The sequence below is a fragment of the Curtobacterium sp. Curtsp22 genome, from assembly GCF_059492135.1.
Genome location: NZ_CP168519.1, coordinates 2,151,325 through 2,176,505, shown reverse-complemented (window position 1 = coordinate 2,176,505; position 25,181 = coordinate 2,151,325). Strand labels below are relative to the sequence as shown.

The window sequence follows — 25,181 nt, the reverse complement described above, 5'->3', positions numbered from 1 at the left end:
ACCCATGACCCGTGCCGTGTCGGAAGCCGTCGGAGACTGGCGGCGACGGCGCGCACCGGTCCCCACCCGAGTGCACGATCCGTCGTGGAAGGAACCACCGCATGCTCGCCGTCTCCGGCAACCCCGTCCTGATCGTCGTCGACATCCAGGGCGGCGCCGCTTCGACGATGCCCACACCGGGCATCCCCGTGATGAGCGGTCGCGCGGAACGCGCGCCCCGCGTCAGCGACCTCATCGAGCACTGCCGGTCCGCCGGGGTGCCGGTCGTCTTCATCCAGGAGGTCCACAAGCCGGACCTCGTCGACATCGGCCGCGAACTCGACGGGGCCGAGGGGCCGCACTGCATCGAGGGTGACGAGCAGACCGAGCTCGCCTCGTGGATCGACCCCCGACCGGAGGAGTTCGTCATCCGCAAGCGTCGGTACTCGGCGTTCTTCGGGACGGAGCTCGAGATCGTGCTCAAGGCCTACCGCGCCGGCACCGTGCTGCTCGTCGGTGGTCTCACCGACGTGTGCATCCACTACACCGCGGCCGACGCCCACCAGCACGACTACGCGGTGCGGGTGCTCACCGACTGCGTCGCCGGGTCGAGCGAGCGTGCGCACGACGCGGCGCTCGAGGCGATCGCGTACCTGCAACGTGACGCGCTCGTGACCGCGGACGACGTGCGGTCGTGGCTCGACGAGCGGGACCCCGCGCGTGCCTGATCGGCACGGCACACCGTCCGGCACCGCCCGGGTCGTCGTCGGGCACATCCGGACCATGGACCCCGCCGTGCCGACGGCCGAGGCGATGCTCGTCGACGGCGAGCGGATCCGTGCGGTCGGGACCCTGGCCGAGGTGCTGGCGGCTGCCGCGGCGGCGATCGGCGCCGTCGCGGAGGACCACGTCGAGGGCACGGTGCTGCCGGGGTTCACCGACGCGCACGCCCACGCGCAACGGGCCGGTCTCAAGGCGCTGCAGCTGCTCGACGACGAGGCGGACGCCGAGGCGTTCTCGGCCGTGATGCTCGCCGACGGCGATGCGGACCCGGACGCCCCGGACTGGCTCGGTGACGCTCCACCCACGATCCAGGACCGGCTCGCCGCGATCCGTCGGGTCCAACCGCTCCTCCACGCCATGGGGTTCACCGGGGTCGTCGACCCCGCGGTCACGCTCCCCGAGCTCGCCGGGTACCGCGAGGCGCACCGTCGTGGGCTGCTCACCATGCGCGTCGTCGCGATGCCCTACCCGGAACTCGGAACGCCCGCCGTTCCCGACGTCGACGCGGCGCTCGCCGTCCTCGGCTCGATCGACGGCGTCACCGGGGACGGCGACGACATGCTGCGGCTCGGCCCGATCAAGGTCTACTACGACGGCGAGGGCATGAAGGGTCAGGCCCTGCTCGAGCGTCCGTGGGCGGGGGGCGACCACGGCGTGCAGCGCATCTCGGCCGAGGAATTCGCTCGGCTCGCCACCTGGTGCGTCGAAGCGGGGTGGGGGCTCGGCGTCCACGCGGTCGGCAGTCGAGCGGTCGCCGAGGTCCTCGACGGCCTCGAGACGGCCGAGGGGCGCACCGGCCGGCCCGTCGCACCCCTGCGGTGCCAGCTCATCCACGCCTACCTCGAACCGAGCCCGGCGAGCGCGGCACGGGCAGCTCGCCTGGGCGTGGTCGCGTCGCTGCAGCCCTCGATCGCCTGGAAGAACGCGGCCGGCCTCCGCCGACGGCTCGGTGACCGGGTGGACGAGGTGAACCCGATGCGCACGTGGCTCGACGCCGGGGCGGTCGTCGCGATGGGCTCGGACGCACCGTACTTCCCGTTCGACCCGCGCGAGGTCGTCCCGGTGGCCGCTGCCCGTCGGATGCGCGGGATCGACGAGCCCCTCGGCCCGCACCAGGCCACCTCGGTGCTCGAAGCTGTCGCGGCCTACACCCGAGGTGCGGCGCACGCCGCCTTCGCCGACGACCGGCGCGGTGTCCTGCGCACCGGAGCCCTGGCCGACTGGGTGCTCCTCGACGTCGACCCGGGCGACTGCACCGCCGACGTGTTCGCCCGAGCACGCGTGCAACGGACGGTCGTGGGAGGGCGGACCGTCTTCAGCGCGGATCAGATGTAATCCACACGAAACATAGTTGGATGCGGATTGTCCTAGATTGGATCCAAGTTGGACCCGACCCTGGGACTGACTCCCTGGCATCACCCCGAATCCCATTGGAGGACAGCACCATGGTGAGGAAGCGCATCCTCGTCGGCGTCGCGGTGGCGACCGCCGTCGGCCTCTCCCTGAGCGCGTGCAGCACGTCCGGCTCCGCCGACGGCGGCAGCAGCGGCTCGACGACCAGCACGATCAACGCGGAGCTCTGGTACGCCCCGGCGACGTTCGACCCGGCGAAGGCCTCGGCCAGCTCGGACGTCGAGGTCGCCCGACTCGGCTTCGACACCCTGCTCCGACAGGGCGAGGGCGACGACGGCGGGTACATCGGTGGCCTCGCGACCAAGTGGGACGCCGAGTCGGCCTCGAAGTACGAGTTCACCATCCGGGACGGGGCGACGTGCTCCGACGGCACCGAGATCACACCGAGCGTCGTCGCGAAGTCCTTCGAGTACCTCGTGGGCCTCGACGACTCCGGTGCGCAGACGTGGAAGAACCAGGCCTTCGGCTCCGGTGAACCGACCTTCACGCCCGACGACTCCGCCGGCACGCTCACGATCTCCCTCAGTTCGCCGTACTCGCAGTTGCTCGGCGGGCTCACCCGTCCGGGGACCGGCGTCATCTGCCCGGCCGGCATCGCCGACCCGAAGGGACTCGCCGCCGGAACCGTGAAGGGCGCGTGGTCGGGGCCGTACACCCTGACCAAGTCCTCCGCGGGCAAGAGCGTGCAGTACTCCCTCCGTTCGGACTACGACGCCTGGCCGGACTGGAAGACCGTCACCGGCAAGCCCGCCAAGACGATCAACATGACCGTGCAGGGCGACTCGAACACGAGCGCGAACCTGCTGCAGTCCGGTGGCGTCGACGTCGCGCGCTTCTACGACTCGAACGCCGAGCGCTTCACCGGCGGCGACTACTCGACCGTGAAGTTCGCCAGCTCGGCGTACAACCTCGTCTTCAACGAGGCCGAGGGCTCCGGCTCGGTGTTCGCCGGCGACCAGGCACTGCGTGCGGCGGTCGCCCAGGCGATCGACACCAAGGGCTTCAACAACGCCGGTCTCGACGGGCTCGGGGTCGCCCAGACCACCGTCAACGCCGCGAGCTACCGGTGCGCCGTCGACGGCTCCTCCATGGTGCAGTCGTACGACCCGAAGGCCGCGACGAAGGAGCTCAAGGGCAAGACCATCCGCATGCTCATCATGTCGAACTGGGACCCCGCGGCGGACTTCCTCGCGGAGTCGCTGCGGAACGCCGGGGCGACCGTGAAGGTCTCCGCGCCGGACCCCGCCGACTGGACGACGCAGATGCGCACGAAGCCGGACACCTGGGACGTCGCGGTCGCGGCCGAGGACGCCCAGGTCGGCCTGATCAACCTCTCCATCGCCCGGTACCTCGGCCCGACCTACCCCGAGGGGGGCACCAACGTGTCCTCGAGCGACAACCCCGATGGCCTCAAGGCCTACGAGGCCGCGATGGCGACGACCGATGAAGACCAGCAGTGCGCGGACTTCGCCACGGCGCAGAAGTCGATCCTCGAGCGGGTCGACATGACCCCGCTCATCACCGACACGCACCGCTACGTCGCCCGCAAGGGCTTCGAGACGCACGTCTTCTCGGGCTACTGGGACCCGTCCGCCATGCGGATCGTCTCGTGACCGACTGACGCGACACCACCCAGCACCACCCCACCACCGCCCGGACCGGAGCACTTGGAGGACCCGCGATGAGCACCACCACCGTCGACCATCCCCCCGTGCCCGGTCCGGGCAACCCGGACGCGCAAGGCGCCCCCGCCGCCACGGCTCCCCGAGCCGCCGGCCTCGGGAGCGCCTGGCGCCGGTTCCTGCTCCGCCGCGCGGTCGGCCTCGTCGTCAACCTCGCGCTGCTCGTCCTCGTGACGTTCCTCATCGTGCAGCTCATCCCCGGCGACCCGGCCACGGCCATCGCCGGCCCCACGGCGTCGCTCGCGCAGGTCGAGCTCGTCCGGCACCAGCTCGGCCTCGACCAGCCGCTCCCGGTCCAGCTCTGGCACTACGTCGCCGGGGTCGTGCAGGGCGACTTCGGGGACTCGTACAAGTACCGCGCACCCGCCATGGACATCGTCATGACCGCGGTGCCGTACACGCTCACCATCACGATCGTGGCCGTCCTGCTCCTGCTCGTCCTCGGGCTCGCGCTCGGGATGACCGTCGGCGTGCTGACCCGCGGCGACCGCCACCGCTGGCTCGACGTGACGTTCACCGCGGTCACCGGACTCATCTCCTCGATCCCGACCTACGTGCTCGCCACCGGCTTCGTCGTCGTCTTCGCGGTCCTGCTGCACGTGCTCCCGCCGGCGTACTCGCCGGCGTACGACTTCGGGGCCGCCGCCGTGCTGCCCATCGCCTCGCTCACCGTCGGCGGCACCTGCTCCGTCGCCCGCATCGTCCGTCGGGAGACCGCGGTCATCCTCGAACAGGACTACATGCGCACCGCGCGCGGCTGGCGGCTGCCGGCGTTGTCGATCTACGCGAAGCACATGCTGCCGAACCTGCTCACCACGGCTCTGACGCTCTCCGGCATCATCCTGACCGCCCTGCTCGGCTCCGCGCTCATCACCGAGGCGGTGTTCGCCTGGCCCGGGCTCGGCGGCGTGATCGTCCAGGCGATCGCGGTCGACAAGGACTACCCGGTGATCCGCGCCGCGGTCTTCGTGATCGGCCTGATCTCCCTCGTGATCACCCTCGTCATCGACATCATCCTGGGTCTCATCGACCCGCGCACCCTCGGAGAGAAGCGTGGCTGACACCATCACCGCAGTCCGAGCCGCCACCGTCGATCGGCCCGCGCGACCCCGTGCCTTCGCCTGGAACGCGGGCCTCGTCGTCGGACTCGCGATGTTCGCCCTGATCCTCGTCGTCGCCGTCGTCGCTCCGTTCGTGCTCGGTGCGCAGGCGACGGGGATCGGCGGCACCGCCGGACTCGGGTCGACCGCCGCGCACCCGCTCGGCACCGACACCCTCGGCCGCGACATGCTCGCCCGCACGCTCGTCGCCACCCGTGCGACCGTGCTCATGGCGCTCGCGGCCACCGCGCTGTCGGCCGTCGTCGGCATCGCGCTCGGCATCGGCGTGTGGCTCGCGCCGCGTCGGCTCCGCGAGTTCGGCCTCCGTGCCATCGAGTTCGCCGTCAGCTACCCGACGATGCTCGTCGCGATCATCGTGGCCGCGATCCTCGGGCAGGGCATGGTCCAGGTGGTGGTCGCCATCGCCGTCGCGAACATCGCCGGGTTCGCCCGACTGACCGCGAACCTCGCCGCGAAGATCTCCACCAGCGAGTACGTCACGACGGCCCGGCTGATGGGCGTCCCCGCGCACCGGGTCGCCGTCCGGCACGTGCTGCCGAACATGGCCGAACCGACGCTCATCCTCATCGCCGGCGCGTTCTCCGGTGCACTCGTCGAGATCTCCGGCCTGTCCTTCATCGGCCTCGGCGCGCAGACCCCCGCGTTCGACTGGGGCACCCTGCTCAACGACGGCCTCGACCGCATCGTGGTGAACCCCGTCGTCATCGTCGGCCCCGCGGTCGCCCTGACCTTCGCGTCGCTCGCAGCGCTGCTCGTCGGCGACGGCCTCGCCGCGGCCGCGAACCCCCGCTCGAACACGACCCGCGCCCGGACGACCCGTGCGTCAGGGGCCCCGACCCTCGCCGTCGAGGAGGACGCGGTCCTGGTCGCCGACGGCATCACCGTGCTGCACGGCGCGAGCGGACGCCCCCTCGTGGACGACGTCTCGTTCACGATCCGTCGCGGCGAGGTGCTCGGGATCGTCGGCGAGTCCGGTTCGGGCAAGTCCCTCACCGCCTCCGTCGTCGCCAAGCTCCTCGGCGAGGGGCTCGAGGCGTCCGCCCGCCGGCTCGAGCTCGGCGGGACCGACCTACTCGGCCGCGTGCCGGACCGCGAACTCGCGTCGCGGATCGGCCTGGTCTACCAGGACCCCGGTACCGCCCTGAACCCGGCGATGGTCCTCGGCATCCAGCTCTCCGACGTGCTCCGGATGCGCCTGCGCCACAGCCGCCGCGATGCGATGCGCCTGCTCACCCAGGGGTTCCGGGCCGTCAAGCTGACCGACCCCGAAGGCCGCCTGCGGCAGTACCCGCACCAGCTGTCCGGCGGGATGAAGCAGCGCGCGATGATCGCGTCCGCGATGAGCACGAAGCCGGACCTGCTCATCGCCGACGAGCCGACCACGGCACTCGACGTGACCGTGCAGCGCGAGGTGCTCACCGTGCTGAAGCGCATGAACGAGGAGTCCGGCACCGCCGTGCTCTTCATCTCGCACGACCTCGGCGTCGTCCGCGCGCTGTGCGACCGCGTGCTCGTGATGCGGAACGGCACGATCGTCGAACGCATCGACGACGTGGCCGGCCTGTCCCCGGACACGGTCGAGCACCCCTACACGAAGCAGCTGCTCGCGGCCACGCCGGTCGTGACGGTCCCCTCGGAGCAGACGGAGGCGCACGCGTGACCGACACCGACCCGATGATCGATGTCCGCGCGCTCGACGTGGCGTTCGGTTCGACGACCGTCCTGCACGGGGTCGACCTCCGTCTCGAGCGCGGCCGCACCGTGGGCATCGTCGGCGAGTCCGGTTCCGGCAAGTCCACGCTCGCCAAGGTGCTCGTGGGCACGGTGAAGCCGGCGGCCGGGAGCGTGACGGTCGACGGCGTCGACCTCGGCTCGGCACACCGGTCCGCCCTGCACGCCGCCCGGCGCCGCATCCAGATGATCCCGCAGGACCCGTACTCGTCGCTGTCCCCGCGACGCACCGTGGCGCAGACACTCGCCGAGGCGATCGACCCGATCCGCCCGCGCGTGGCGACCCACGAGGAGCGCATCGGCGGCTGGCTCGAGCGCGTCGGCCTCTCACCGGACATGATGCACCGGTACCCGCACGAGTTCTCCGGTGGGCAGCGGCAGCGGATCGCGATCGCCCGTGGGCTCGTCATCGACCCGCACCTCGTCATCGCCGACGAGATCACCTCGGCGCTCGACGTGTCGGTGCAGGCCCAGATCCTCGAGCTGCTCGCCGACATCAAGGAGTCGCTCGGCCTGACGATGGTGTTCATCTCGCACAACCTCGCCGTCGTGCAGCGCGTCAGCGACGAGGTCGTGGTCCTCTACCAGGGCGAGGTGGTCGAGTCCGGCCCCGTGGAGCAGATCTACGCCGACCCGCAGCACTGGTACACGCGCCGGCTGCTCGACGCGGACCCCGGCTCCGCCCGCTTCAGCCTGACCGGCTGACCGACACGGAAGGGCCCGTCAGTGGCGGCACGACTCCCGACGACCCCGCACGCCCCCGGTGTGCTCCGACTGGTCGGAGCGACCCTCGTCGACGGCACCGGCGCACCGCCGCGCGCCGACGCCGAGGTCGAGCTGCGCGACGGCGTCGTCACGTACGCCGGCCCACGACGTCCCCCGGCAGCCGGGATCCCCGTCGCCGACCTCACGGGCACCTGGCTGCTGCCCGGCTTCGTCGACACGCACGTGCACCTCAGCATGGTGCCGACCGCCCCGGAGGAGCAGCGGGGCCGGTTCCCCGAGGAGGACGTGCTCGAGGTCGCCGAGGTGCTCCGCTCCACGCTGGACGCGGGCGTCACCACGGCGCGCGACCTCGACGGCCTCACCCCCGGCTACCGGAACGCCGTCGCGCGCGGCACCGTGACCGGTCCGCGGCTGCACCTCGCGATCGCGATGCTCTCGCCCACCGGCGGGCACGCCGATCCCGTCCGACCGAACGGCTCGCTCCCGGCGTGGGCGGTCCGGTCGGGGATGCCCGAGCCCGGGGTGGTCGACACCGACGACGACATCGTCCGCACCGTCCGCGCGCTGCTCCGCACGGGTGCCGACGCGATCAAGGTCTCCACCTCCGGCGGGGTCGGGTCACCCACCGACGACCCCGACGACGTCGGCATCACCGAGGAGCAGGTCCGTCTGGTCGTCCGGCTCGTCCGCGGACGCGGCGGACGCCCGGTCACGGCGCACGCCCTGACCGACGCCGCGGCCCGCGCGGCCGTGCTCGGTGGGGCGTCGAGCATCGAGCACGGGTACGCCCTGAGCGACGAGACCATCGCCCTCATGGTCGAGCGTGGGACGGTGCTGGTCCCCACCCTCAGCACGCTGCTCCGCGAACTCGACCCGGCCACCGCCTCCGAGGAGCGACTCCGCCACCGCGCCGCGCTCCACGAGCGCGGGCTCGACAGTGTCCGCCGCGCCCTCGCGGCCGGGGTCCCCGTCGCGCTCGGTACCGACGCCGGTGTCCACCCGCACGGCCGGAACCTCGCGGAGCTCGCACGGCTCGTGCAGGTCGGACTCTCCCCGCTCGCCGCCGTCACGGCCGGCACCCTCCAGGGGGCGCGCCTCCTCGGACTGGAGGCGCGGCTCGGCTCCGTCGAGCCCGGCAAGGAGGGCGATCTGGTCGTCACGCGCGTCGACCCGCTGACCGACGTCGGTGCGCTCGCCGACGCTGCCAGCGTGCGCGCGGTCCTGCAGTCCGGACGCGTGGTGAAGGACCTCGACGGCCTGGTGACCACGGCCTCCTGACCGTGGCCACCACGCGCCGTTCAGGCGACCGCGGCGAGGGCGCGCTCGATGACCGCGACGACCCGCTCCGGAGCCGCGTGGGCCACGGCGTGGCTGGTGTCGACCTCGTCGGCGTCGGCGCCCATGCGCGTGACGAAGTCGCGCTGGATCTCCGGCAACAGGTGCCGGTCGCTCGTCGCCACCAGGTACCAGCTCGGCCGGGTCGCCCACGCGGGCTCGCCGGTCGGCTGCTGGAACGCGGCGTCCGCGGTCACGCGGCGCTCGTACCGCGCGGCGCGCAGGACGTCGTCGGGCACGTCCCAGGCGAGCGCCGCGCGGGACTCCTCGTCGTCCCGGGTGATCCACTCGCCGCCCGGGCACCGGTGCGTGTAGCGCGACACGAGTGCGGGCTCGTACCGTTCGACGATCGCGGAGACCGACTCACCGGTGTCGGGGGCGAACGCCGCGACGTAGACGAGACCGACGACCCGCTCGTGCGTGCCGGCGTTCGTGATGACCGCGCCGCCGTACGAGTGCCCGACGAGCAGCACCGGACCGTCGACAGCGTCGACCAGCGCACGCACCGACGCCTCGTCGTCCCGGAGCGACGTCATCGGGTTGTCGGCGAGCGTGTGGGCGATCCCGCGGGCGCGCAGGAGCGGTGCGACGGAGGACCACGCCGACGGCGACCCGCCGGCACCGTGGACCAGGACGACGTGCACCGCCGGGGCACTCACGAGCCGACCGCCGCGACGAGGGGGAGCAGGACGGTCGGGGCCGGTGCGGCCTCGCGTCCGGCGAACGGCACCGGCTGGCAGACCATGAGGTAGTCGCCCGGCTCGACGGCGGACAGGTCGGCGTTCTCGAGGATCACGACGCCCGCCCCGCACAGCGCGACGTGCGTCGGCCACGCCTCCGTGTGGGCCGGTGCCTCCATCGTCATGTAGTCGATGCCCGCGAACCGCACCCCGTGCTCGACGAGCCACGCGGCTCCGGTGGGTCCGAGGCCGACCCACGTCTCGGAGCGCACGTTCCGTGTCAACGCGTCGGTGGAGTTCCGTGTGCGGAAGAGCACGCGTTCGGCTCCGGTGGCTCCGGCGGCGGCCAGGTCCTCGGCCGTGATCTCCTCGGCGACGTGGCGCAGATCGAGGACGCGGACCGGCCCGACCACACTGTCCATCGCGATCTCGTCGACCGTGGTCGCCCCCGGGACGAAGTGGGACGGGGCATCGACGTGCGTGCCGGTGTGGGCGCCGATCAGCCACCGGGAGACGTCCGAGGGGTACCCGTCCGCGATCTCCTCGACCATCTCGAAGGTCGGCCGACGCCCCCAGTGCAGCATCTCGGTGTGGATCGGGATGTTGATGTCGATCGCGTCGGTCATGGGTTCCTCCCGGAACTACGGAACAATGGATTCGGTTTATACTGAATTGTATCCAATGTGAGGCGAGGAGCAAGCATGGTCCGATCGGTCCGCGACCTGGAGCCGGACGAGATCGCGATCTCGGGGCGTCCGCGTCGGCTCGTCCCCCTCGTGCTCGGGTGGGAGCCCATCCCCGAGTCGATCTCGTTGCGCGGGGGCGACCCGGCCCGGTTCCTCCTCGAGCCGGTGACGGCCGTCGCGGTGGCGTTCGACGAGGGCTGGGTGCTCGTCGACGGCGGCTTCGACCTCGGCCGCGTCCGGGATCCCGAGCAGCGCGCCGCCCACTACGACCACGAGAGCTACACCGCCGTCGTGCCACCGGGTGACGCACTGGACGAGGGCGTCGCCGTCGCCGGACTCGCGTGGGAGACGCTGGCGGCGTGCGTCATCTCGCACGTGCACCTCGACCACACCGGTGGTCTCCGGCTCGTCGCACCGGGGACACCCGTCGTACTGCAGCGCCGCGAGTGGGACTGGCTGCGGAGTGGGATCGGGCGGCGGGAGACCGTCGTGGTCGACGACGTGCTCGCCGCCGACGTCGCCGTGCTGCTGGTCGACGGGGATGCCGACCTTGCCCCGGGGCTCACCGTGCTCGACACCCGCGGGCACACCCCGGGCCACCAGTCGGTCCGGATCGACCTACCGGACCGCTCGGTGGTGCTCGCGTGCGACGCGGCAGACCTCGAGCGGAACCTGACCGAGCGGACGCCGTGCGGGTGGGTCGGTGTGGCCGGTGACGAACCCGACGCCCAGCGGTCCGTCGACCGGCTGGCCGACCTCACCGGGCTGCCCGGCGTCGAGGTCTGGCCCGGTCACGACCCGGGGTGGGGGCCCTGGGTTCGCTGATGCCTCAGGCGGTGGTGTCCTCGAGCGCGTCGAGCGTCGCGACGTCCTCGGCCGACAGCACGAAGTCCACGTCGGCGTTCGCGGCGATGCGCGACGGCGTGGTCGACTTCGGCAGCGGCAGGACGTCCTTCTCGAGCAGGTAGCGGATCGCGACCTGGGCGACGCTCTTGTCGTACTTCGCCGCAATCTCGGCGATCTGCTCGTTGTCGAGGAGCCCACCGGTGGCGAGCGGGGAGTACCCTTCGGTGAGGATGTCGTGCTCGCGGTCGAAGGTCGTCGTCTCGTCCTGCGTGTTGCCGATGAACCAGCGGATCTGGTTGGCGTGCGGGACGACGTCGGTGCGGCCGAGCAGGTCCTCGAGGTCGGCGACGGCGAAGTTCGAGACACCGATGCTCTTCGTCCGGCCGGCGTCGTAGACCTCCTCGAGGACCTTCCACACCTCGACGTTGCCGTCCCGGTGGTCCGACCCCATGTCGCTCCAGGGCCACGGGGCGTGCACGAGGTACAGGTCCACGTGACCGAGGTCGAGGTTGCGGCTGGACTCGTCGAAGGCCTCGCGCGCGCCGGACGCGGTCTTGACCTCGGCCGGGAGCTTCGTGGTGATGAAGAGCTCGTCGCGCGGGATGCCGCTGTCACGGACCGCCTCGCCGACGCTGGCCTCGTTGCCGTACGCCAGGGCGGTGTCGATGTGGCGGTAGCCGGCGTCGAGCGCGGCCTTGGTGGCGTCGTAGGCGTCGGCGCCGGGCGGGATCTGCCAGGTTCCGAACCCGATCTTCGGGATGTGCAGGCCGTTGGACGTGGTGAACGTGTCGATGAGAGCGGGCATGCACCGGACAGTACGCCGCGCGGACGTCGGTCGGGTCGTCTACCATTCGAACACACGTTCGAACGAGGAGGGCGAGATGATGCTCACGCAGGAAGTCGCCACGCTGTGGTGGGACCGCGGTGTGCCGGTCCGGATGGTCTGGCGCGAACGGCGGTGGCGGGTCTCCGACACCCCGACGCGGCTGACGGCGACGGCGGAGTACCTGCCGTCGGCGGTGACGCACGCGCCGGAGCACACGGTGGGCTGGCGGTTCCAGGTGAGTGCCGACGACGGCGACGACGTTGTGGTCGTCGACGTCGCGCCGGACGGCACGGGGTGGGTCGTGGCGCGGACCTGGCGCTGAGCGCCGCGGGCGTCCGGGCATGCCGGGGATCGCCGGGTGATCAGCCCAGCACGTCTCCGGCTCGCTGGTAGAGCCCGGTCGCCAGGTCCGCGAGCACGCCGAGCAGTGCTCCGCCGTGCGTCCGGTCGACCTCGGCGAGCACCTCGGCGTACCGCTGGCGGTGTTCCCGCACGACCCGCTCGCCCTCCGGCAGGAGCCGCAGAAGCGATCCGCGCCGGTCGTTGGGGTTCGGAGCGCGCTCGAGCAGGTCGGCGGCCGTCATGCGGTCGATCATGTTCGTCACGGCGCCCGAGGTCAGCCCGAGGTACCCGGCCACCTCGGTGGGGGTGGAGTAGCCGGTGTCGCTCACGAGCACCAGGGCGCGCAGGGCGTTCTCGTGCACGCCGGCCCGCGCGCTGAGCTGTCCGACGAGGCTCGCGTTCGCGCGCACGACCGCGTCGAACGCCGCGATGAGGTCGGCCGCGTCGGTCGGGTCGGTCGGCGGCGCAGGGGTCACGGGTTCCTCGCTTCGGGTCGGGTGCGGTGGCGTCCCTCGCACTGGGGTCAGTATACGAGTGGTCAATTTGATGAATGACTGACTATCTTGATGATCGAAGCAAACGAGCCCGAGCCGATTGCTCCTCCACTTCCCTGAACGCCCGACCGAAGAGGTTCCCGTGTCCGACAAGCTCCGCACCTCCGCCCTGAAGCGGATCCGATTCGCCCCCGTCGCACTCCTCGCGGGCATCTTCGCCGCCGTGCTGCTCTCCCTCTCGCTCACCGGCACCCTCTCCGGGTTCGCCGCGAGCATCACCAACAGCAGCAACACCGCAGCCAGCGGCACGCTCACGATGCAGGAGCAGAACGCCGGCGGCACCGTCACCTGCACGAGCACCGACGGCGGCTCGGTCTCGACGAACTCCGCCACGTGCTCGACGATCAACAAGTTCGGTGGCAGCACCACGATGACGCCCGGCAACACCGTCACGACCGCGATCTCGATCAAGAACACCGGCACCGCGAACGCCTCGACGTTCACCCTGACCCCGGGTGCCACGTGCACCCAGTCGGCCAACGGGTCGGTGAACGGCACCGCGACCGACCTCTGCGCGAAGATGAACCTCGTCATCTCCTCCGGCTCGACCACGGTGTTCAGCGGCACGCTCGCCAGCTTCAAGGGCGCGGCCGCCTCAGCGTTCACGATGCCCGCCGCACCGGCCGCCGGTGCCTCCGTGCCGTTCACCTTCGCCGTCACGCTCGACTCCTCGGCCGGCAACACCTACCAGGGCCTCGCCGCCTCCGTGCCGATGACCTGGACCTTCACGGCCTAGCCACCCCGACCGGCGACGCTCGACCGACCCCCCCTCCGGTCGAGCGTTGCCACCCATCACCCCACCCCGTCCCACCCCCGCCCCTCCCAGCCGCACACGACCGGAGCAGCAGATGAGCCAGACCGCCGCCATCCCGCTCAGCGGCACGCTCGACCGTCCGCTCCTCGGCGGCCACACCGCCACCCGCTTCGAGACGGTCCTCGCCTGGACGGTCGCCGCGGTCGCCGCCGTCCTCCTCACCGCCGCCCTGCTGTTCCTGTCCGCCGGCGGGCGGTGGTTCGTCGTCGAGACGCCGTCGATGGGCGAGGCCGCGCCGGTCGGCACGCTTGTCCTCGACCTGCCCGTGGACGTCGCCACCCTGCGCGTCGGCGACATCGTCTCCTTCGAGACCGCGGCCAACCCGGGCGTCGTCTACACCCACCGCATCATCGACGTCGACGCCGCCGGACTGCACACCCGCGGTGACATCAACGGCGCGACGGACCCGTGGACGCTCACTCAGGAGAACGTCATCGGGTCCCCGGTGCTCCTCGTCCCGGACCTCGGGTGGCTGTTCCGGGCGGCGCCGCTCCTGCTCATCGGCACGCTGGTGATCTGGACGCTCACGAGCGTGTTCACCGACCGGGTCACCCGCACCTGCCTCCGCATCGCCGGCGGTGCACTCACGCTGTCGTACGCGGCCTTCATCCTCAAGCCGTTCGTCAACGTCACGACCATCACGAACTCAGCCACCCACGGAGGCGTCGAGGCCACCATCGTGTCCTCCGGCATGTTCCCGGTCCGGGTCGAGGCCCGTGGCGCCGAGAGCGTCCACCTCGTCGACGGGCAGGTCGGGCACATGGTCATCCGCGAGCTCACGAGGAACGGGCACTACCAGCTCACCTCGACCATCGACCTCGGGCCGGTCGGGTGGGGACTCCTCGTCGTCGCCTGCCTCGTCCCGCTCGTGCTCTGCCTGGCCGTCGGTCGGGTCGAGGCGGTGCGTCCCTCGTGAGACTCCGCCGCCTCCGTGACGGTCGCGTCGTCGCCCTCGTCCTGGTCCTCGCCGTCGCCGTCGTCGGCCTCGCCAACGCGTTCGCACCGACGCGGTCCGCCTTCAGCGCCGTGGTCGCGAACACCGGCAACAGCGCCGCGACCGCGCCCTACTTCACCTGCGCCGCAGCGGTCGGTGCCGACACCTCGACCGCCCTCTTCGCCTACCGTCTCGGCGAGGCCTCCGGTTCGACGACCGCCACGGACTGGTCGGGCAAGGGCCTGAACGGCACCTACCAGGGCTCGATGACGGCGACCACGCCGAGCCCGAACGCCTGCCCGCGTGACGCCGGGAGCTCGTACGCGCTGAACGGTTCGACGAGCTTCGTCTCGACGCCCCGGTCGTACGCGAACCCGACCACCTTCAGCGAGGAGGTCTGGTTCCGCACGACGGTCGCCGGCGGCATGCTCGTCGGGTTCGGCAGCAACCAGGTCGCCGCATCCGGGCAGCACGACCGCCAGGTCTACCTCAACACCGCCGGGCAGCTCGTCTTCGGCACCTACAACGGGACGACCCAGGTGGTGACGTCACCGAAGGCGTACACGGACGGCGCGTGGCACCACGTCGTGGCGACGATGTCCGCGAGCACCGGGATGCGCCTCTACGCGGACGGCACCCTCGTCGCGTCGAACGCGGCCTTCACGACGCCGGAGAACTTCACCGGGTACTTCCGGGTCGGGTACGACACCGTGTCCGGGTGGCCCGGGCAGCCGTCGAACTTCGCCTTCACGGGGTCGATGCGGTACGCGGCGGTCTACGGCTCCGTCCTGTCGGCGACCCAGGTCGCGAACCACGCGGCGGCCGGTCGCTGAGACGACGACGGACGGGAGGCGCGGTGCCAGCCGGCACCGCGCCTCCCGTCCGCCTGTCCGTCCGTCGGGTCCGCGTCGTTACGCGATCGCCATCTCGTTGGGCACGCCGGGCAGCACGTCGCTCGAGGCGATGGTCTCGCCGGTCGTGAGGTCGACCGCGTGGACCCGCCGCTCGGTCGGGTCGGTGACGTAGGCGACGTCGCCGGCGACCTTCAGCGCCGGGTGGGCGTCCTGCCACTCGGCCGGTCCCTCCCACGGGTCGATCACCGGGAAGGAGTCGAGCAGCTCGCCGGACGTCGTGTCGAAGGTGTGCAGCGCGCCGTCGTCCCCGAGCACGACGGCCTCGTCCTCGGGACCACGGGCGAGGTCCCGGAACGTGTAGCCGACGCCGTCCGGCACGTCGGCGACCCGGTAGGAACCGGATGCCGCGTCGATCAGGGCGATCTGGTGGAGGAGGTACCCCTCGCTGTCCGGGTCGTCGTTGTAGTCGCCGAGCGCGATCGAGGACGTGTCGGTCGTGAACAGGTTGCCGGTCCGGCCGTACTCGGTGGGGGCGTCGAGCTTCGTGAACGCGCCGTCGTCGTACACGAGTGCCCCGTCGGTGCACCCGAAGACCGCGACGTCGCCCTGGACCGCGCCTTCGCCGTGCACGTTCGGGCACTCCTCGGAGCGGGTGGTCTCCTTCCCGTCCGCATCCAGCGCACGGACCCCGCTGCGGGACTCCTCGTCACCGATGGTGGTGAGCAGCGTGCCGTCCTCCAGCACGATCGCGACGCCGTGGTGCGCGGCCTCGGACTCGGTCGTCTCGGTGTCGGGCAGTTCGGCGCCGTCGAGTTCGGTGTTGTCGAACGTCGTCACCTGGCCGGTGCCGTCCGCGAAGAGCGCCGTCCGGTCGCCGTGGACGACCGCGTGGCCCCCGGTGTCGGCGGGGAAGACCGCGTCGGTGAGGGCCGGATCGGCCGCGGTGTCGAGCACCCGGAAGCCGCTCGGCACCGTGACGAGCACGTGCCGTCCGTCACCTGCCGGGTTGACGCGGGTGAACCCGTCGACGGCGTCGTCGGTCAGGACGCGCAGGTCGTCGTCGAGCACGAGGAGGCCGCCGTCGTACGTGAGCGTGATCCGGGTGCCGTCGGCGCGCTCGGTCGCGGTGCTCGTCGGCTCGGAGGGGGAGGGGTCGGCGGCGCAGCCGGTGAGGGCAAGGGCGGCCGCGCTGAGCAGGGCGGCCGGCAGGGTCGCGGTGCGCAGGGACTTGGTCGTCGTCATGCAGATCACTGTACTGATTCTCATTCTCAATTACGAACCGACAGTCCGTCGACGATCGCCTCGGTGTTCGACCGCATCATCCCGAGGTAGGTGGACGCGGGTCCGTCGGCCGTGAGCGACTCAGTGGCCAGTGGGCGGATCTCGACGTGCACGTCGACCTCGTCCGCGAGGACCTGGGCCAACCGGGCCGGCTGCGAGGCATCCGCGAAGACGGTCGGCACGCCAGCGTCCGCGATCGCGTCGGCGAGGTCCCGCAGATCCGCCGCGCTCGGGGAGGCGAGCGTCGTCCCGCTCGGGATGACCGCTCCGACGACCCGGAACCCGTACCGGTCGGCGAGGTACCCGAAGACGTGGTGGTTCGTCACGAGGGCCCGCTGCCCGGGGCTGAGCGCGCCGAAGGCCTGCTCCATCTCCCCGTCGAGCGCGTGGAGGGCGTCGAGGTAGTCCGCGGTGCCCGTCGCCCGGACGCCCACGTCGCGGAGGTCGTCGTCGAGCGCCTCGACGACGTCGACCATCCGTGCGGGGTCGGTCCAGAGGTGCGGGTCCGGGCCGCTGTCGTCCTCGGTCGTCCACTCCAGGGCGTCGACCGCGTCGCCGGCCGTGAAGACCGGGACGCCGTCGTCGGCCGCGGCCCGGACGTGCCGGGACACGCCCTCCTCGAGGCCCAGCCCGTTCTCCACCACGAGGTCGGCGGTGCGGAGTCGCGCGGCCTCCTGCGCGGAGACCTCGAACGAGTGCGGGTCCGCTCCGGCGGGCATGAGCACCATCACCTCGGCCGCGTCGCCGACGACCTCCGAGACGACGTCGCCGAGGATGTTCGTGGTGACGGCGACGAGTGGCCGGTCCTGCCCGGGAGCGGCGGTGCACCCGCTCGCGCCGAACGCGACACCCACCACGGCGAGGACCGTGACGACGACGGCCCGAGTGCGTGCCCGCGTCACAGTCCGACCTCCGCGAACGCGGCCGGGGCCACGCCGAGGTCGATGGTCCGGGCGACCCGCGCGCCGTCGGCGAAGTCGATCTCGTGCACGGTCCCCGTCCCGCGGTCGGCCAGGTAGGCGCGGTTCGCGTCGACCTGCAGCAGGGGCGGGGCACCGTCGGCGACGAGCGGGTCGGTCGCGACGATCGCTCCGGTGACGAGCGTGTGCACCACCACCCGCCCGGTGTCGTCGACGCCGACCACGTGCTCGTCGGCGTCGTCGACCGCGGCGACGGCGCGGAGCGGGCGCTCGGTCGGCACCAGGCGCCACGAGTGTTCGCGGCTGTCGAGCAGCCAGAAGCCGGCGTCACCGGCCAGGCCCGCGACCGTCGGTCGTCCGGCGCGGGCGGCGAACGCGGTCGGCCGTTCGGCGCCGTCGGGCAACGGCACCGCCGTCGCGCCGTCGTCGTCCACGACCACCGCGCCGTCGGAACAGCCGACGACCGAGCCGGCCCGGGTGACGATGCCTCCGGCCGGGTCGGTGCACGCCGCCTCGGTGCCGGTCGGCGAGCCGTCGGCGTCGAGCACCCGGACGACGTCGTCGGTCGCGGCGACGAGGCGGTCTCCGTCGGGGAGCAGGACCCGTGCGTCGATCCGGGTCCGTTCCTCGACGGTCCCCTGGCCGAGCGCGGCCCGGTCGAGGACGACCGCCTCGTCCCGCTCCGGCCAGGTGATCGTCGTGGTCGTCTCGGAGGAGTGCACCTCGACCGGACCGCCCCCCGCCATCGTGCCGACGACCCGCGGCTCCGCCGCGTAGTAGTGGGTGTGGTCGCCGTGGTCGACCGTCCAGGCGCCGCCGTCCACGATCGTGGTGCGGCTGTCGGAGCTCGTCACGAGGAACCGGCCGTCGGTGGCGGAGTGCGTGGGCACGTCGACGTCGTCGAGCGCGGTCGTCTCGCTGCTGAGCAGGTCGTGCAGCGCGGTCTCGCCCGTCCCGGAGACGGCCAGGAGGCGCAGCTGCGGTTCCCGGGATTCGCTCGCCCCCTCGACGAAGCCGTGTGGCCGGGCGGTCGCGCTGGGGTCGCCGGGGGCCGTGCCCGACGAGCAGCCCGCCGTCGCGACGGTGAGTCCGACGACGAGGCTCGTGGTGAGCAGGGTGCGCGTGGGAGCGCGCCGGGTGGAGTGGGTCATGCTGCCTCTCGAGGTGCTGGTACTGCTGTCGGTTGTTCTGTCCCGGGGGTCCGGTCGCGGACCCGGGTGCTGAGCGACGCGGCCGTGCGCGAGAGGCCGACCCCGGCGACGGCGACGGCGGCGATGCTCGCTCCCGCGGCGGTGCCGAGGTGCCACGAGACGAGCAGCCCGACGAGGACGGCCGCGATGCCGATCCCGGCGGCGAGCACCATCGTCGAGCCGACGTGCCGGGTCCACGCACGGGCGGCGGCTGCCGGGGCGAGGAGCAGTCCGACGACGAGCAGCGTGCCCACCGCCCGGTACGAGGCGACGACCGCGAGCGTGACGAGCCCGACCAGCACGATCTCGGCGGCCCGTGGGCGGAGGCCGAGGGTCGCGGCCTTCCGGACGTCGAACGCCGCTGCCGTGAACGGACGGTGGAAGAACACCGCGGTCCCGAGCGCCACCGCGACGGCGATCGTCAGGCCGGTGAGGTCCGCACGGGTGACGGCGAGGACGTCACCGAACAGGATCGCGGTGACGTCGGTCGCGAAGGACCTCGAGGAGGAGACGATGATCACCCCGAGAGCGAGCATGCCGACGAACAGGAGCCCGATCGACGTGTCGTACGAGAGCCGGGCCCGACGGCGGAGTGCGCCGACCCCGAGCACCATCACCGCGGCGCTGGCGGCGGCGCCCAGCGCGACGGGGAACCCGGTCAGCGAGGCGATCGCGACGCCGGGGAGCATGCCGTGCGACAGCGCTTCGCCGAGGAAGGCCATGCCGCGGACGAGGACCCACGTGCCGACGACCGCGCAGAGCACCGCCGCCAGTCCGCCGCCCACGAGGGCACGGACCATGAAGTCGACGGAGAGGGGATCGGTCAGCCAGGTCACGGTCGGAGACGCTACATGAAAATGACTATCGATACTGATAGTGTCCTCAGGTGCTCACGACGACCGACGCCGCCACCCTCCACGTCGCCGGACTCGTCGTCCGACGCGGCGACCGGACCGTCCTCGACGGGGTCGATGCGACCTTCCCCGCCGGTGCGGTCACCGCGCTGACCGGGCCGAACGGCTCCGGCAAGTCGACGCTGCTCGACGCGCTCGCCGGGGTCGTGATGCCGGATACCGGGGCGGTGACGCGCCGCACCTCCGTCGGCGTCGCCTACGTGACCCAGTCGGTCCCGCCGAGCGCGCTCCCGCTCACCGTCCGTGCCACGGTCCGCATGGGCCGGTGGTCCGGCCGTCCGTGGTGGCGACCGCTCGTGCGTGCCGACCGCGACGTGGTCGACGAGCAGCTCGACCGGATGGGGATCGCGTCCCTGGCGGACCGGCCGCTCGACGAGCTGTCCGGTGGGCAGCGTCAGCGGACCCTCGTCGCGCTCGGACTCGCGCAGCGGGCGGGGGTGCTCCTCGTCGACGAGCCCACGGCCGGGGTGGACGCCGAGTCGGGTCGGCTCGTGGTCCGCGCGCTCGCCGACGAGGCAGCGTCCGGGGTCGTGGTCGTGCACGCCACGCACGACCCGACGGTCATCGCCGGAGCGGACCGGGTCGTCCGGCTCGGCTGACCTTGGCGGCGCCGTCCGTCGGGACCGTCAGGGGCAGGCGACGGCGACGGAACCGGTCGCGGTCGTCTCCGCCGGAGCGGCGGCACCTGCCGGATCGGGGACCGCGGGAGCGGCGACCTGCGCCGGGGCAGCACTCGAGCGGCGCGCACCCAGCGTCACGAGCACAATCGCCCCGACGACCGCGACCCCGCCGGCGAGCCAGAAGTCGACGGCCAACCCGAACGACGACACCGCGGCGCCGCCGAGCACCGACCCGGCCGCGATCGCCAGCTGGATCGTCGTCACGAACAGTGCGAGCCCGGTCTCCGACCCCGCGGGCGACGACGTGGACATCCAGGTCTGCATGCCGAGCGGCAGTGCTCCCCACACGAGGCCCCACACGACCAGCAGGACGAACACCCCGACGACCGAGTGTGCGAGGAGCGGGAGCAGGACGACCGCGCCGGCGAGGACGAACTTCGCGGAGCCGATCGTGCCGAGGACGCTCCGGCCGAGCGTGAACCCGGCGACGAAGTTCCCGACGATGCCCGCGATGCCGAAGACCAGCAGCGCGATCGTCACGGTGTCCGCGCCGACCCCGACGAGGTCCTGCAGGTACGGCGCGATGTAGGTGTAGGCGGCGAACTGCGCGGTGAAGAGGAACGCGGCACCGATCAGGCCGACCCGGGCCCTGCGCACACCGAGCAGCGACCCGAGCGTGCCGAACCGGACGCGCTGCTGGGCGGGGATCCGCGGGAGCATCGCGAGCTGCAGGCCGAGCGCGACGAGCCCGAGCACGCCGCCGATCACGAACGCCAGCCGCCACGTTGCGAGGGACGACACGAGTGCGCCGAGGGGCAGGCTGACGACGGTCGCGACCGAGACGCCCGCGGTGATGAGGGACGTGGCGCGGATCACGGACTCGGGGCGCACGAGGCGTCCGGCGATCCCGGCGCCGATCGCCCAGAAGCCGCCGATGCCGACGCCGAGGAGCATCCGGGCCACGAGCAGCACCCAGAACGAGGGCGCCACCGCTGCGAGGGCGTCCGCGACGACGAGCAGCACCGTCAGGCCGACCAGGACGACCCGGCGGTCGAGCGCGGACGTCCACACCGTGACGACCGGCGCGGCGACCGCTCCGACGAGGCCGGTCGCGACGACCATGAGCCCCGCGGTGCCGACACCGACGTCGAGGTCGGCGGCGATGGCCGGCAGCAGGCCGATCGGGAGGAACTCGGACAGGACGAGGACGAACGATCCGAGTGCGACGGATGCGACGCTGAGCCACCCACGGCGCGTTGCTGACGAGGTCATGCGGGCGTCAAGCACGCGCCCGCGCGGTCCATTCCCGCGTGACGGGTCGGGTCAGGCGTCGAGGGCCCGGCGCGCGGCGCCGACCACCTCGGCGTCGGTGACGAAGTGCGCCGAACCGTCGTCGGCGCCGCCCATCGGCACACCCGCGTGGGCGCTGTCGGCGGCGGGTCGCTTCGCCGAGAGGTGCACGGCGGCGGCCCCCGTCGCGACCAGGGCGGGGACGTCGGCCGGGGTGACACCGGCGCCCGCCATGACCTGCACGGGCCCGGCGGCGTCGACCATGCGCGTGATGGTCGCGGCACCGGCCACCGCGGTGGGTGCTGCACCCGAGGTCAGCACCCGGGTGAACCCGAGGTCGGCGAGGGTGGCCGCGGCGGCGACGGGGTCGGCCGCGTGGTCGATCGCCCGGTGCAGGGTGACCTCGGCGGTCGCGCTGACCGAGCGTGCGGCGTCGACGAAGCGCCGGAGGGCGTCCTCGTCGAGCGTGCCGTCCGGACGCAGGGCACCGACCACGACGCCCGCCGCCCCGGAGCGCAGGACCGTGCGGACCTCGCGCACCATGAGCTCGACCTCGTCGGGGGTGTGCACGAAGCCGCCGGGACGGCAGCGGACGAGGGCATGCGCGGGGATGCCGGTCTCGTGGGTCGTCTCGACGAGCGCCTGGGACGGCGTGAGACCACCGAGCTCGAGCCCGACGCAGAGCTCGACACGGTCGGCGCCGCCGTCCCGTGCGACGATCGCGCCGGCGGGTGCGGTGACGGCGATCTCGAGGGCGACGGGGGCGGCGGTGGTCACGCGATGGCTCCGAGCGGTTCGTTCGACGGCGGGATGATCCGGGCGCCGAGGTCCGGCGCCGACGGGAACACTCGATCGTAGGGGAACATCGGCCGGACGATCCTGTGGTGTCCGAGCCGCTCGAGGTCCTGGTCGACCCCGCCGGGCGTCAGCGCGAGCATCCAGTCGGCAGCCATGTCGAAGAGCTCCGGCTCGAGGTACCCGATCTTCACGATCACCACGTCGGCGTCCCGCGGGGCGAGGTCGAGGTCGGTGAAGTCGTGCTCGTGGTGGTAGGGCTTGCGGAGCTTCGTCAGGATCGCGAACACACTGCCGACCTGCACCACCACCTCGGTCTCGGCGTCACGGTCGCCGTGCTTGATCGCGTGCACGCGGCCGGTCATCGTGATCGGCCCGGCGTGGACCGCGTCGACCGACGCCCCCGCCGTCACGGTGACCGTCGCACCGACGCCGGCCTCCACCGCCGCCGCGACGGCCGCGGGGCCGGGAACGCTCGCGTAGATCACCGTCGGGCCGTCGGGCTCCGCGAATGCCGGGTTCGCCAGCACCTGCGTGAGCCCCCACGTCATGTCGCCCGAGCCGCCGGCGGTCGGGTTGTCGCCGGAGTCGGACACGAAGAACGGCTTCGCGGCGCCCGGTGCGAGCGCAACGGCGAGGCACTCGTCGAACGTGCCGGTCGGTGCGACGAACACGAAGTCCTCACGCACGTCCCAGAAGGCCCGCGCGAGTCGTTCGGCACCCGCGGCGACGGCGTCGGCGTCCCAGCCCGTGACCACGGTGACCGCGCGGTCGCGGGGCTGGTCCGCCCAGGCGTAGCCGACCCAGATCGCCGCGTCGAGCACGCCCTCGGTCTGCTCGACGAGCGGCACCTGCGCGTACAGCGACGCCGCGGGCTCGAGGCGCGTCGAGGTCTGCTCGCCGGGCAGGAGCACGGGGATCGGCACCCAGGCCTTCAGCGGGCGTTGCTGCCCGACCGGTCGGGTGGTCAGCACGTCGACCAGGTTCCGGACGGCGCGCTCCTTCGTCTCGAGGGCGTCCTCGTGCGGGGCCATCCGGTAGCAGGTGACGAGGTCCACCTGGTGCGCGAGCTCCGCCGTGACGTTGCCGTGCAGGTCCATCGACGCCGACACGATGACGTCGGGACCGATCACCGTGCGGATGCGGCCGAGCAGGTCGGACTCGGCGTCGTCCAGGCCCTCGACCACCATCGCGCCGTGGATGTCGTACCAGAGCCCGTCGACGTGCTCGGCCTCGACGATCGCCGCCAGCCGCGAGACGATCTCCGCCGCGAGCGACTCGTACGAGTCACGGTCCACGATCCCGCCCGGCAACGCGTGCCCGATGAGCGCCCCGCGGAAGTCGGCGTGCGCCGACAGCGGCCCGAGGAAGTCGTAGCGGGCCACGACCTCGTCCCCGCGGTCCGGGTGGAACGCCGGTGCGTGGGTGCGCGTCGGGGTGAACGTCGAGGTCTCGATGGCGAGACCGGCGATCGCGATGACCGGGCGGTGGGTGGCGGGTGCGGTGGACACGGGCTCAGACACGGACGTTCCTGTTCCTGGTGGTGGACTGGGGGATGGGCGCGGACAGTTCCTCGAGCGACGCGGCGAGCCCGCGCTGCAGGGCGAACTGACCCGCCCCGACGAGCCCTGCGTCCGCGCCGAGCGAGACCGGCTCGATGACGAGGTGCTGCGTCATGAGCGGGTGGCAGCTCTCGTACAGCTGGCTCCGCACGGCGGCGATGAACGGGTCGAGGGTGGAGAGGATGCCGCCGAGGTACACGGCGTCCGGGTTGAAGAAGTTGACGTTCGCGGCGAGCACCTCGCCGAGGTACCGGCCAGCGAGCCGCACGGCCCGGGTCGCCTCGGGGTGGGCGTCCGAGGCCAAGCGGACGACGTCGGCGGTCGAGGAGACGTCGACCCCGGCGTCCGACAGGATCCGCACCAGGGCGGCTCCGGACGCGACGGTCTCGAGGCACCCGGTGTTCCCGCACGAGCACGGGGTGTCCCCGGCGGCGTCGATCCGGACATGCGTGATGTCCCCGGCCGAGCCCGTCGCCCCGCGGTACAGCCGACCGTCGATGACGATCCCGGCCCCGATCGCCGAACCGGCCTTGATCGTGATGGTCTGCCGCCGGCCCGGGTCCTGCACGGTCTGCTCGCCCGCCGCCATGCAGTTCGCGTCGTTGTCGACGACCGCCGGCAACCCGAACCGCTCGGTCAGCCACGACGCCACCGGGAACCCGTTCCACCCCGGCATCCGGCTCGGCAGGTCGACCACGCCGGCCTCGACGTCGACCGGGCCCGGGAGGCTGAGGCCGACGCCCCGCAGCCCGTCGCGACCGCGCTCGTCGGCGAGCCGCTCGAGCAGGGCGGCCAGCCGCTGGAGTCCCGCGGTCGGGCCGTCGGAGAGCGCGAACGGGACGTTCGCGACCGACTCGAGCGCGCCTCCTGGCAGGACGATGCCGATGCGCGCGTGCCCGCCGCCGACGTCCGCGGCGACCGCGTACTCGTCGACGCCGCCGATGCGGAGCACCTTGCGGGGGCGGCCGCCGGTCGAGACGTCGGTGCCCTCCTCGGCGAGCAGCCCGTGCGACAGGAGCTGCGCGACCACGTGGGACACGGTCGAGGGGGCGGCGCCGAGCAGCGCGGCGATCTCCGTCCGACTGGAGGCCTGCCCGGACGCGACGAGCTCCAGGACGCGGGCGCTGAGGTCCGGCACGACTTTCTCCAATCCGGGCGGAACACGGCGGGTGACCACCGACTGCCGCGAGCCTAACCGGCAGATCGACCGGTCCACCCTTTCGCCCGAACGGCAGAAACGAACTATTTACACGGAGATGTTTGTTTTTCCAACGGCTTTGGACATTGACTGTCCCCGTGCCGC

25 protein-coding genes are annotated in these 25,181 nt (G+C 72.4%); 13 read left to right on the top strand and 12 right to left on the bottom strand.

Going from position 1 to position 25,181, the window contains the following annotated elements; genetic code table 11:
- Window positions 1–101 precede the first annotated feature (101 nt).
- The 7 genes from ACEN8D_RS10415 (at window position 102) to ACEN8D_RS10385 (ending at window position 8,713) form a co-directional block, all read left to right on the top strand.
- Complete coding sequence (locus ACEN8D_RS10415; RefSeq protein ID WP_413398218.1) at window positions 102–707, top strand: cysteine hydrolase family protein; 606 nt, start codon at window positions 102–104, stop codon at window positions 705–707.
- Window positions 700–2,097 carry an amidohydrolase gene (locus tag ACEN8D_RS10410; protein ID WP_413398217.1) on the top strand — a complete coding sequence of 466 codons (1,398 nt, stop codon included), beginning with the start codon at window positions 700–702 and terminating at the stop codon, window positions 2,095–2,097. The genes ACEN8D_RS10415 and ACEN8D_RS10410 overlap by 8 nt, the downstream gene beginning before the upstream one ends.
- 110 nt (window positions 2,098–2,207) lie before the next feature.
- The gene (locus ACEN8D_RS10405; protein WP_413398216.1) at window positions 2,208–3,788 is read left to right on the top strand and encodes an ABC transporter substrate-binding protein; all 1,581 of its coding nucleotides are present in this window, start codon (window positions 2,208–2,210) and stop codon (window positions 3,786–3,788) included.
- Between the two features lie 68 nt (window positions 3,789–3,856).
- On the top strand, window positions 3,857–4,918 hold the full coding sequence (locus tag ACEN8D_RS10400; RefSeq protein WP_413398215.1) for an ABC transporter permease: 1,062 nt from the start codon (window positions 3,857–3,859) through the stop codon (window positions 4,916–4,918).
- Complete coding sequence (locus ACEN8D_RS10395) at window positions 4,911–6,638, top strand: dipeptide/oligopeptide/nickel ABC transporter permease/ATP-binding protein (RefSeq protein ID WP_413398214.1); 1,728 nt, start codon at window positions 4,911–4,913, stop codon at window positions 6,636–6,638. The genes ACEN8D_RS10400 and ACEN8D_RS10395 overlap by 8 nt, the downstream gene beginning before the upstream one ends.
- Window positions 6,635–7,414: an ABC transporter ATP-binding protein gene (locus tag ACEN8D_RS10390; protein WP_413398212.1), complete on the top strand. Its 780-nt coding sequence runs from the start codon at window positions 6,635–6,637 to the stop codon at window positions 7,412–7,414. The genes ACEN8D_RS10395 and ACEN8D_RS10390 overlap by 4 nt, the downstream gene beginning before the upstream one ends.
- 21 nt (window positions 7,415–7,435) lie before the next feature.
- Window positions 7,436–8,713 (top strand): metal-dependent hydrolase family protein, encoded by a 1,278-nt coding sequence (locus ACEN8D_RS10385; RefSeq protein WP_413398211.1) that lies wholly within the window; start codon window positions 7,436–7,438, stop codon window positions 8,711–8,713.
- Window positions 8,714–8,733: 20 nt separating this feature from the next.
- On the opposite strand, the gene ACEN8D_RS10380 is transcribed toward ACEN8D_RS10385, so the two are convergent.
- Window positions 8,734–9,429 carry an alpha/beta fold hydrolase gene (locus ACEN8D_RS10380; RefSeq protein ID WP_413398209.1) on the bottom strand — a complete coding sequence of 232 codons (696 nt, stop codon included), beginning with the start codon at window positions 9,427–9,429 and terminating at the stop codon, window positions 8,734–8,736.
- Window positions 9,426–10,076 (bottom strand): cyclase family protein, encoded by a 651-nt coding sequence (locus ACEN8D_RS10375; protein WP_092388007.1) that lies wholly within the window; start codon window positions 10,074–10,076, stop codon window positions 9,426–9,428. The genes ACEN8D_RS10380 and ACEN8D_RS10375 overlap by 4 nt, the downstream gene beginning before the upstream one ends.
- Window positions 10,077–10,151: 75 nt before the next feature.
- On the opposite strand from ACEN8D_RS10375, the gene ACEN8D_RS10370 reads away from it, so the two are divergent.
- Window positions 10,152–10,961 (top strand): N-acyl homoserine lactonase family protein, encoded by an 810-nt coding sequence (locus tag ACEN8D_RS10370; RefSeq protein WP_413398207.1) that lies wholly within the window; start codon window positions 10,152–10,154, stop codon window positions 10,959–10,961.
- A gap of 4 nt (window positions 10,962–10,965) precedes the next feature.
- On the opposite strand, the gene ACEN8D_RS10365 is transcribed toward ACEN8D_RS10370, so the two are convergent.
- A complete protein-coding gene (locus tag ACEN8D_RS10365) occupies window positions 10,966–11,787 on the bottom strand; it encodes an aldo/keto reductase (protein ID WP_413398205.1) in 822 nt (273 codons plus the stop codon).
- Between the two features lie 76 nt (window positions 11,788–11,863).
- On the opposite strand from ACEN8D_RS10365, the gene ACEN8D_RS10360 reads away from it, so the two are divergent.
- Window positions 11,864–12,130 carry a hypothetical protein gene (locus ACEN8D_RS10360; protein ID WP_309777955.1) on the top strand — a complete coding sequence of 89 codons (267 nt, stop codon included), beginning with the start codon at window positions 11,864–11,866 and terminating at the stop codon, window positions 12,128–12,130.
- 40 nt (window positions 12,131–12,170) lie between these two features.
- On the opposite strand, the gene ACEN8D_RS10355 is transcribed toward ACEN8D_RS10360, so the two are convergent.
- Complete coding sequence (locus tag ACEN8D_RS10355; protein ID WP_309777957.1) at window positions 12,171–12,626, bottom strand: MarR family winged helix-turn-helix transcriptional regulator; 456 nt, start codon at window positions 12,624–12,626, stop codon at window positions 12,171–12,173.
- Between the two features lie 160 nt (window positions 12,627–12,786).
- On the opposite strand from ACEN8D_RS10355, the gene ACEN8D_RS10350 reads away from it, so the two are divergent.
- From ACEN8D_RS10350 to ACEN8D_RS10340, 3 genes are all read left to right on the top strand, one after another.
- Window positions 12,787–13,440, top strand: a complete 654-nt coding sequence (locus ACEN8D_RS10350) for a COG1361 family protein (protein WP_071296464.1) — start codon at window positions 12,787–12,789, stop codon at window positions 13,438–13,440.
- Between the two features lie 112 nt (window positions 13,441–13,552).
- Window positions 13,553–14,434 carry a S26 family signal peptidase gene (locus ACEN8D_RS10345; RefSeq protein WP_413461819.1) on the top strand — a complete coding sequence of 294 codons (882 nt, stop codon included), beginning with the start codon at window positions 13,553–13,555 and terminating at the stop codon, window positions 14,432–14,434.
- The gene (locus tag ACEN8D_RS10340) at window positions 14,431–15,285 is read left to right on the top strand and encodes a LamG domain-containing protein (RefSeq protein ID WP_413400195.1); all 855 of its coding nucleotides are present in this window, start codon (window positions 14,431–14,433) and stop codon (window positions 15,283–15,285) included. Before ACEN8D_RS10345 ends, ACEN8D_RS10340 begins: the two co-directional genes overlap by 4 nt.
- Before the next feature lie 78 nt (window positions 15,286–15,363).
- On the opposite strand, the gene ACEN8D_RS10335 is transcribed toward ACEN8D_RS10340, so the two are convergent.
- The 4 genes from ACEN8D_RS10335 to aztB are packed head-to-tail and all read right to left on the bottom strand — an operon-like array spanning window position 15,364 to window position 19,533.
- The gene (locus tag ACEN8D_RS10335) at window positions 15,364–16,548 is read right to left on the bottom strand and encodes a hypothetical protein (RefSeq protein ID WP_413400024.1); all 1,185 of its coding nucleotides are present in this window, start codon (window positions 16,546–16,548) and stop codon (window positions 15,364–15,366) included.
- A gap of 26 nt (window positions 16,549–16,574) precedes the next feature.
- On the bottom strand, window positions 16,575–17,489 hold the full coding sequence (locus ACEN8D_RS10330; protein ID WP_413400025.1) for a metal ABC transporter solute-binding protein, Zn/Mn family: 915 nt from the start codon (window positions 17,487–17,489) through the stop codon (window positions 16,575–16,577).
- Window positions 17,486–18,658, bottom strand: coding sequence for a YncE family protein (locus ACEN8D_RS10325; RefSeq protein ID WP_495601001.1), 1,173 nt, complete (start codon window positions 18,656–18,658; stop codon window positions 17,486–17,488). The genes ACEN8D_RS10330 and ACEN8D_RS10325 overlap by 4 nt, the downstream gene beginning before the upstream one ends.
- Window positions 18,655–19,533: a zinc ABC transporter permease AztB gene (gene aztB / locus ACEN8D_RS10320; RefSeq protein WP_413399837.1), complete on the bottom strand. Its 879-nt coding sequence runs from the start codon at window positions 19,531–19,533 to the stop codon at window positions 18,655–18,657. The genes ACEN8D_RS10325 and aztB overlap by 4 nt, the downstream gene beginning before the upstream one ends.
- A 50-nt stretch (window positions 19,534–19,583) precedes the next feature.
- On the opposite strand from aztB, the gene aztA reads away from it, so the two are divergent.
- A complete protein-coding gene (aztA, locus tag ACEN8D_RS10315; RefSeq protein ID WP_413399838.1) occupies window positions 19,584–20,210 on the top strand; it encodes a zinc ABC transporter ATP-binding protein AztA in 627 nt (208 codons plus the stop codon).
- A gap of 27 nt (window positions 20,211–20,237) precedes the next feature.
- On the opposite strand, the gene ACEN8D_RS10310 is transcribed toward aztA, so the two are convergent.
- The 4 genes from ACEN8D_RS10310 to ACEN8D_RS10295 are packed head-to-tail and all read right to left on the bottom strand — an operon-like array spanning window position 20,238 to window position 25,016.
- Window positions 20,238–21,503 (bottom strand): MFS transporter, encoded by a 1,266-nt coding sequence (locus ACEN8D_RS10310; RefSeq protein ID WP_413399839.1) that lies wholly within the window; start codon window positions 21,501–21,503, stop codon window positions 20,238–20,240.
- A gap of 51 nt (window positions 21,504–21,554) precedes the next feature.
- Window positions 21,555–22,298: a copper homeostasis protein CutC gene (locus ACEN8D_RS10305; protein WP_413461520.1), complete on the bottom strand. Its 744-nt coding sequence runs from the start codon at window positions 22,296–22,298 to the stop codon at window positions 21,555–21,557.
- On the bottom strand, window positions 22,295–23,839 hold the full coding sequence (locus tag ACEN8D_RS10300) for a M81 family metallopeptidase (RefSeq protein WP_413399923.1): 1,545 nt from the start codon (window positions 23,837–23,839) through the stop codon (window positions 22,295–22,297). The genes ACEN8D_RS10305 and ACEN8D_RS10300 overlap by 4 nt, the downstream gene beginning before the upstream one ends.
- A complete protein-coding gene (locus ACEN8D_RS10295; RefSeq protein WP_083295119.1) occupies window positions 23,832–25,016 on the bottom strand; it encodes an ROK family protein in 1,185 nt (394 codons plus the stop codon). Before ACEN8D_RS10295 ends, ACEN8D_RS10300 begins: the two co-directional genes overlap by 8 nt.
- Window positions 25,017–25,181 lie beyond the last annotated feature (165 nt).

What these genes read in the sequence shown, in the direction of transcription:
- ACEN8D_RS10415 (WP_413398218.1), top strand. Translation starts at nt 102, where the DNA reads ATGCTCGCCGTCTCCGGCAACCCCGTCCTGATCGTCGTCGACATCCAG.
- ACEN8D_RS10405 (WP_413398216.1), top strand. Translation starts at nt 2,208, where the DNA reads ATGGTGAGGAAGCGCATCCTCGTCGGCGTCGCGGTGGCGACCGCCGTC.
- ACEN8D_RS10400 (WP_413398215.1), top strand. Translation starts at nt 3,857, where the DNA reads ATGAGCACCACCACCGTCGACCATCCCCCCGTGCCCGGTCCGGGCAAC.
- ACEN8D_RS10375 (WP_092388007.1), bottom strand. Translation starts at nt 10,076, where the DNA reads ATGACCGACGCGATCGACATCAACATCCCGATCCACACCGAGATGCTG.
- ACEN8D_RS10370 (WP_413398207.1), top strand. Translation starts at nt 10,152, where the DNA reads ATGGTCCGATCGGTCCGCGACCTGGAGCCGGACGAGATCGCGATCTCG.
- ACEN8D_RS10365 (WP_413398205.1), bottom strand. Translation starts at nt 11,787, where the DNA reads ATGCCCGCTCTCATCGACACGTTCACCACGTCCAACGGCCTGCACATC.
- ACEN8D_RS10360 (WP_309777955.1), top strand. Translation starts at nt 11,864, where the DNA reads ATGATGCTCACGCAGGAAGTCGCCACGCTGTGGTGGGACCGCGGTGTG.
- ACEN8D_RS10345 (WP_413461819.1), top strand. Translation starts at nt 13,553, where the DNA reads ATGAGCCAGACCGCCGCCATCCCGCTCAGCGGCACGCTCGACCGTCCG.
- ACEN8D_RS10335 (WP_413400024.1), bottom strand. Translation starts at nt 16,548, where the DNA reads ATGACGACGACCAAGTCCCTGCGCACCGCGACCCTGCCGGCCGCCCTG.
- ACEN8D_RS10325 (WP_495601001.1), bottom strand. Translation starts at nt 18,658, where the DNA reads ATGACCCACTCCACCCGGCGCGCTCCCACGCGCACCCTGCTCACCACG.
- ACEN8D_RS10310 (WP_413399839.1), bottom strand. Translation starts at nt 21,503, where the DNA reads ATGACCTCGTCAGCAACGCGCCGTGGGTGGCTCAGCGTCGCATCCGTC.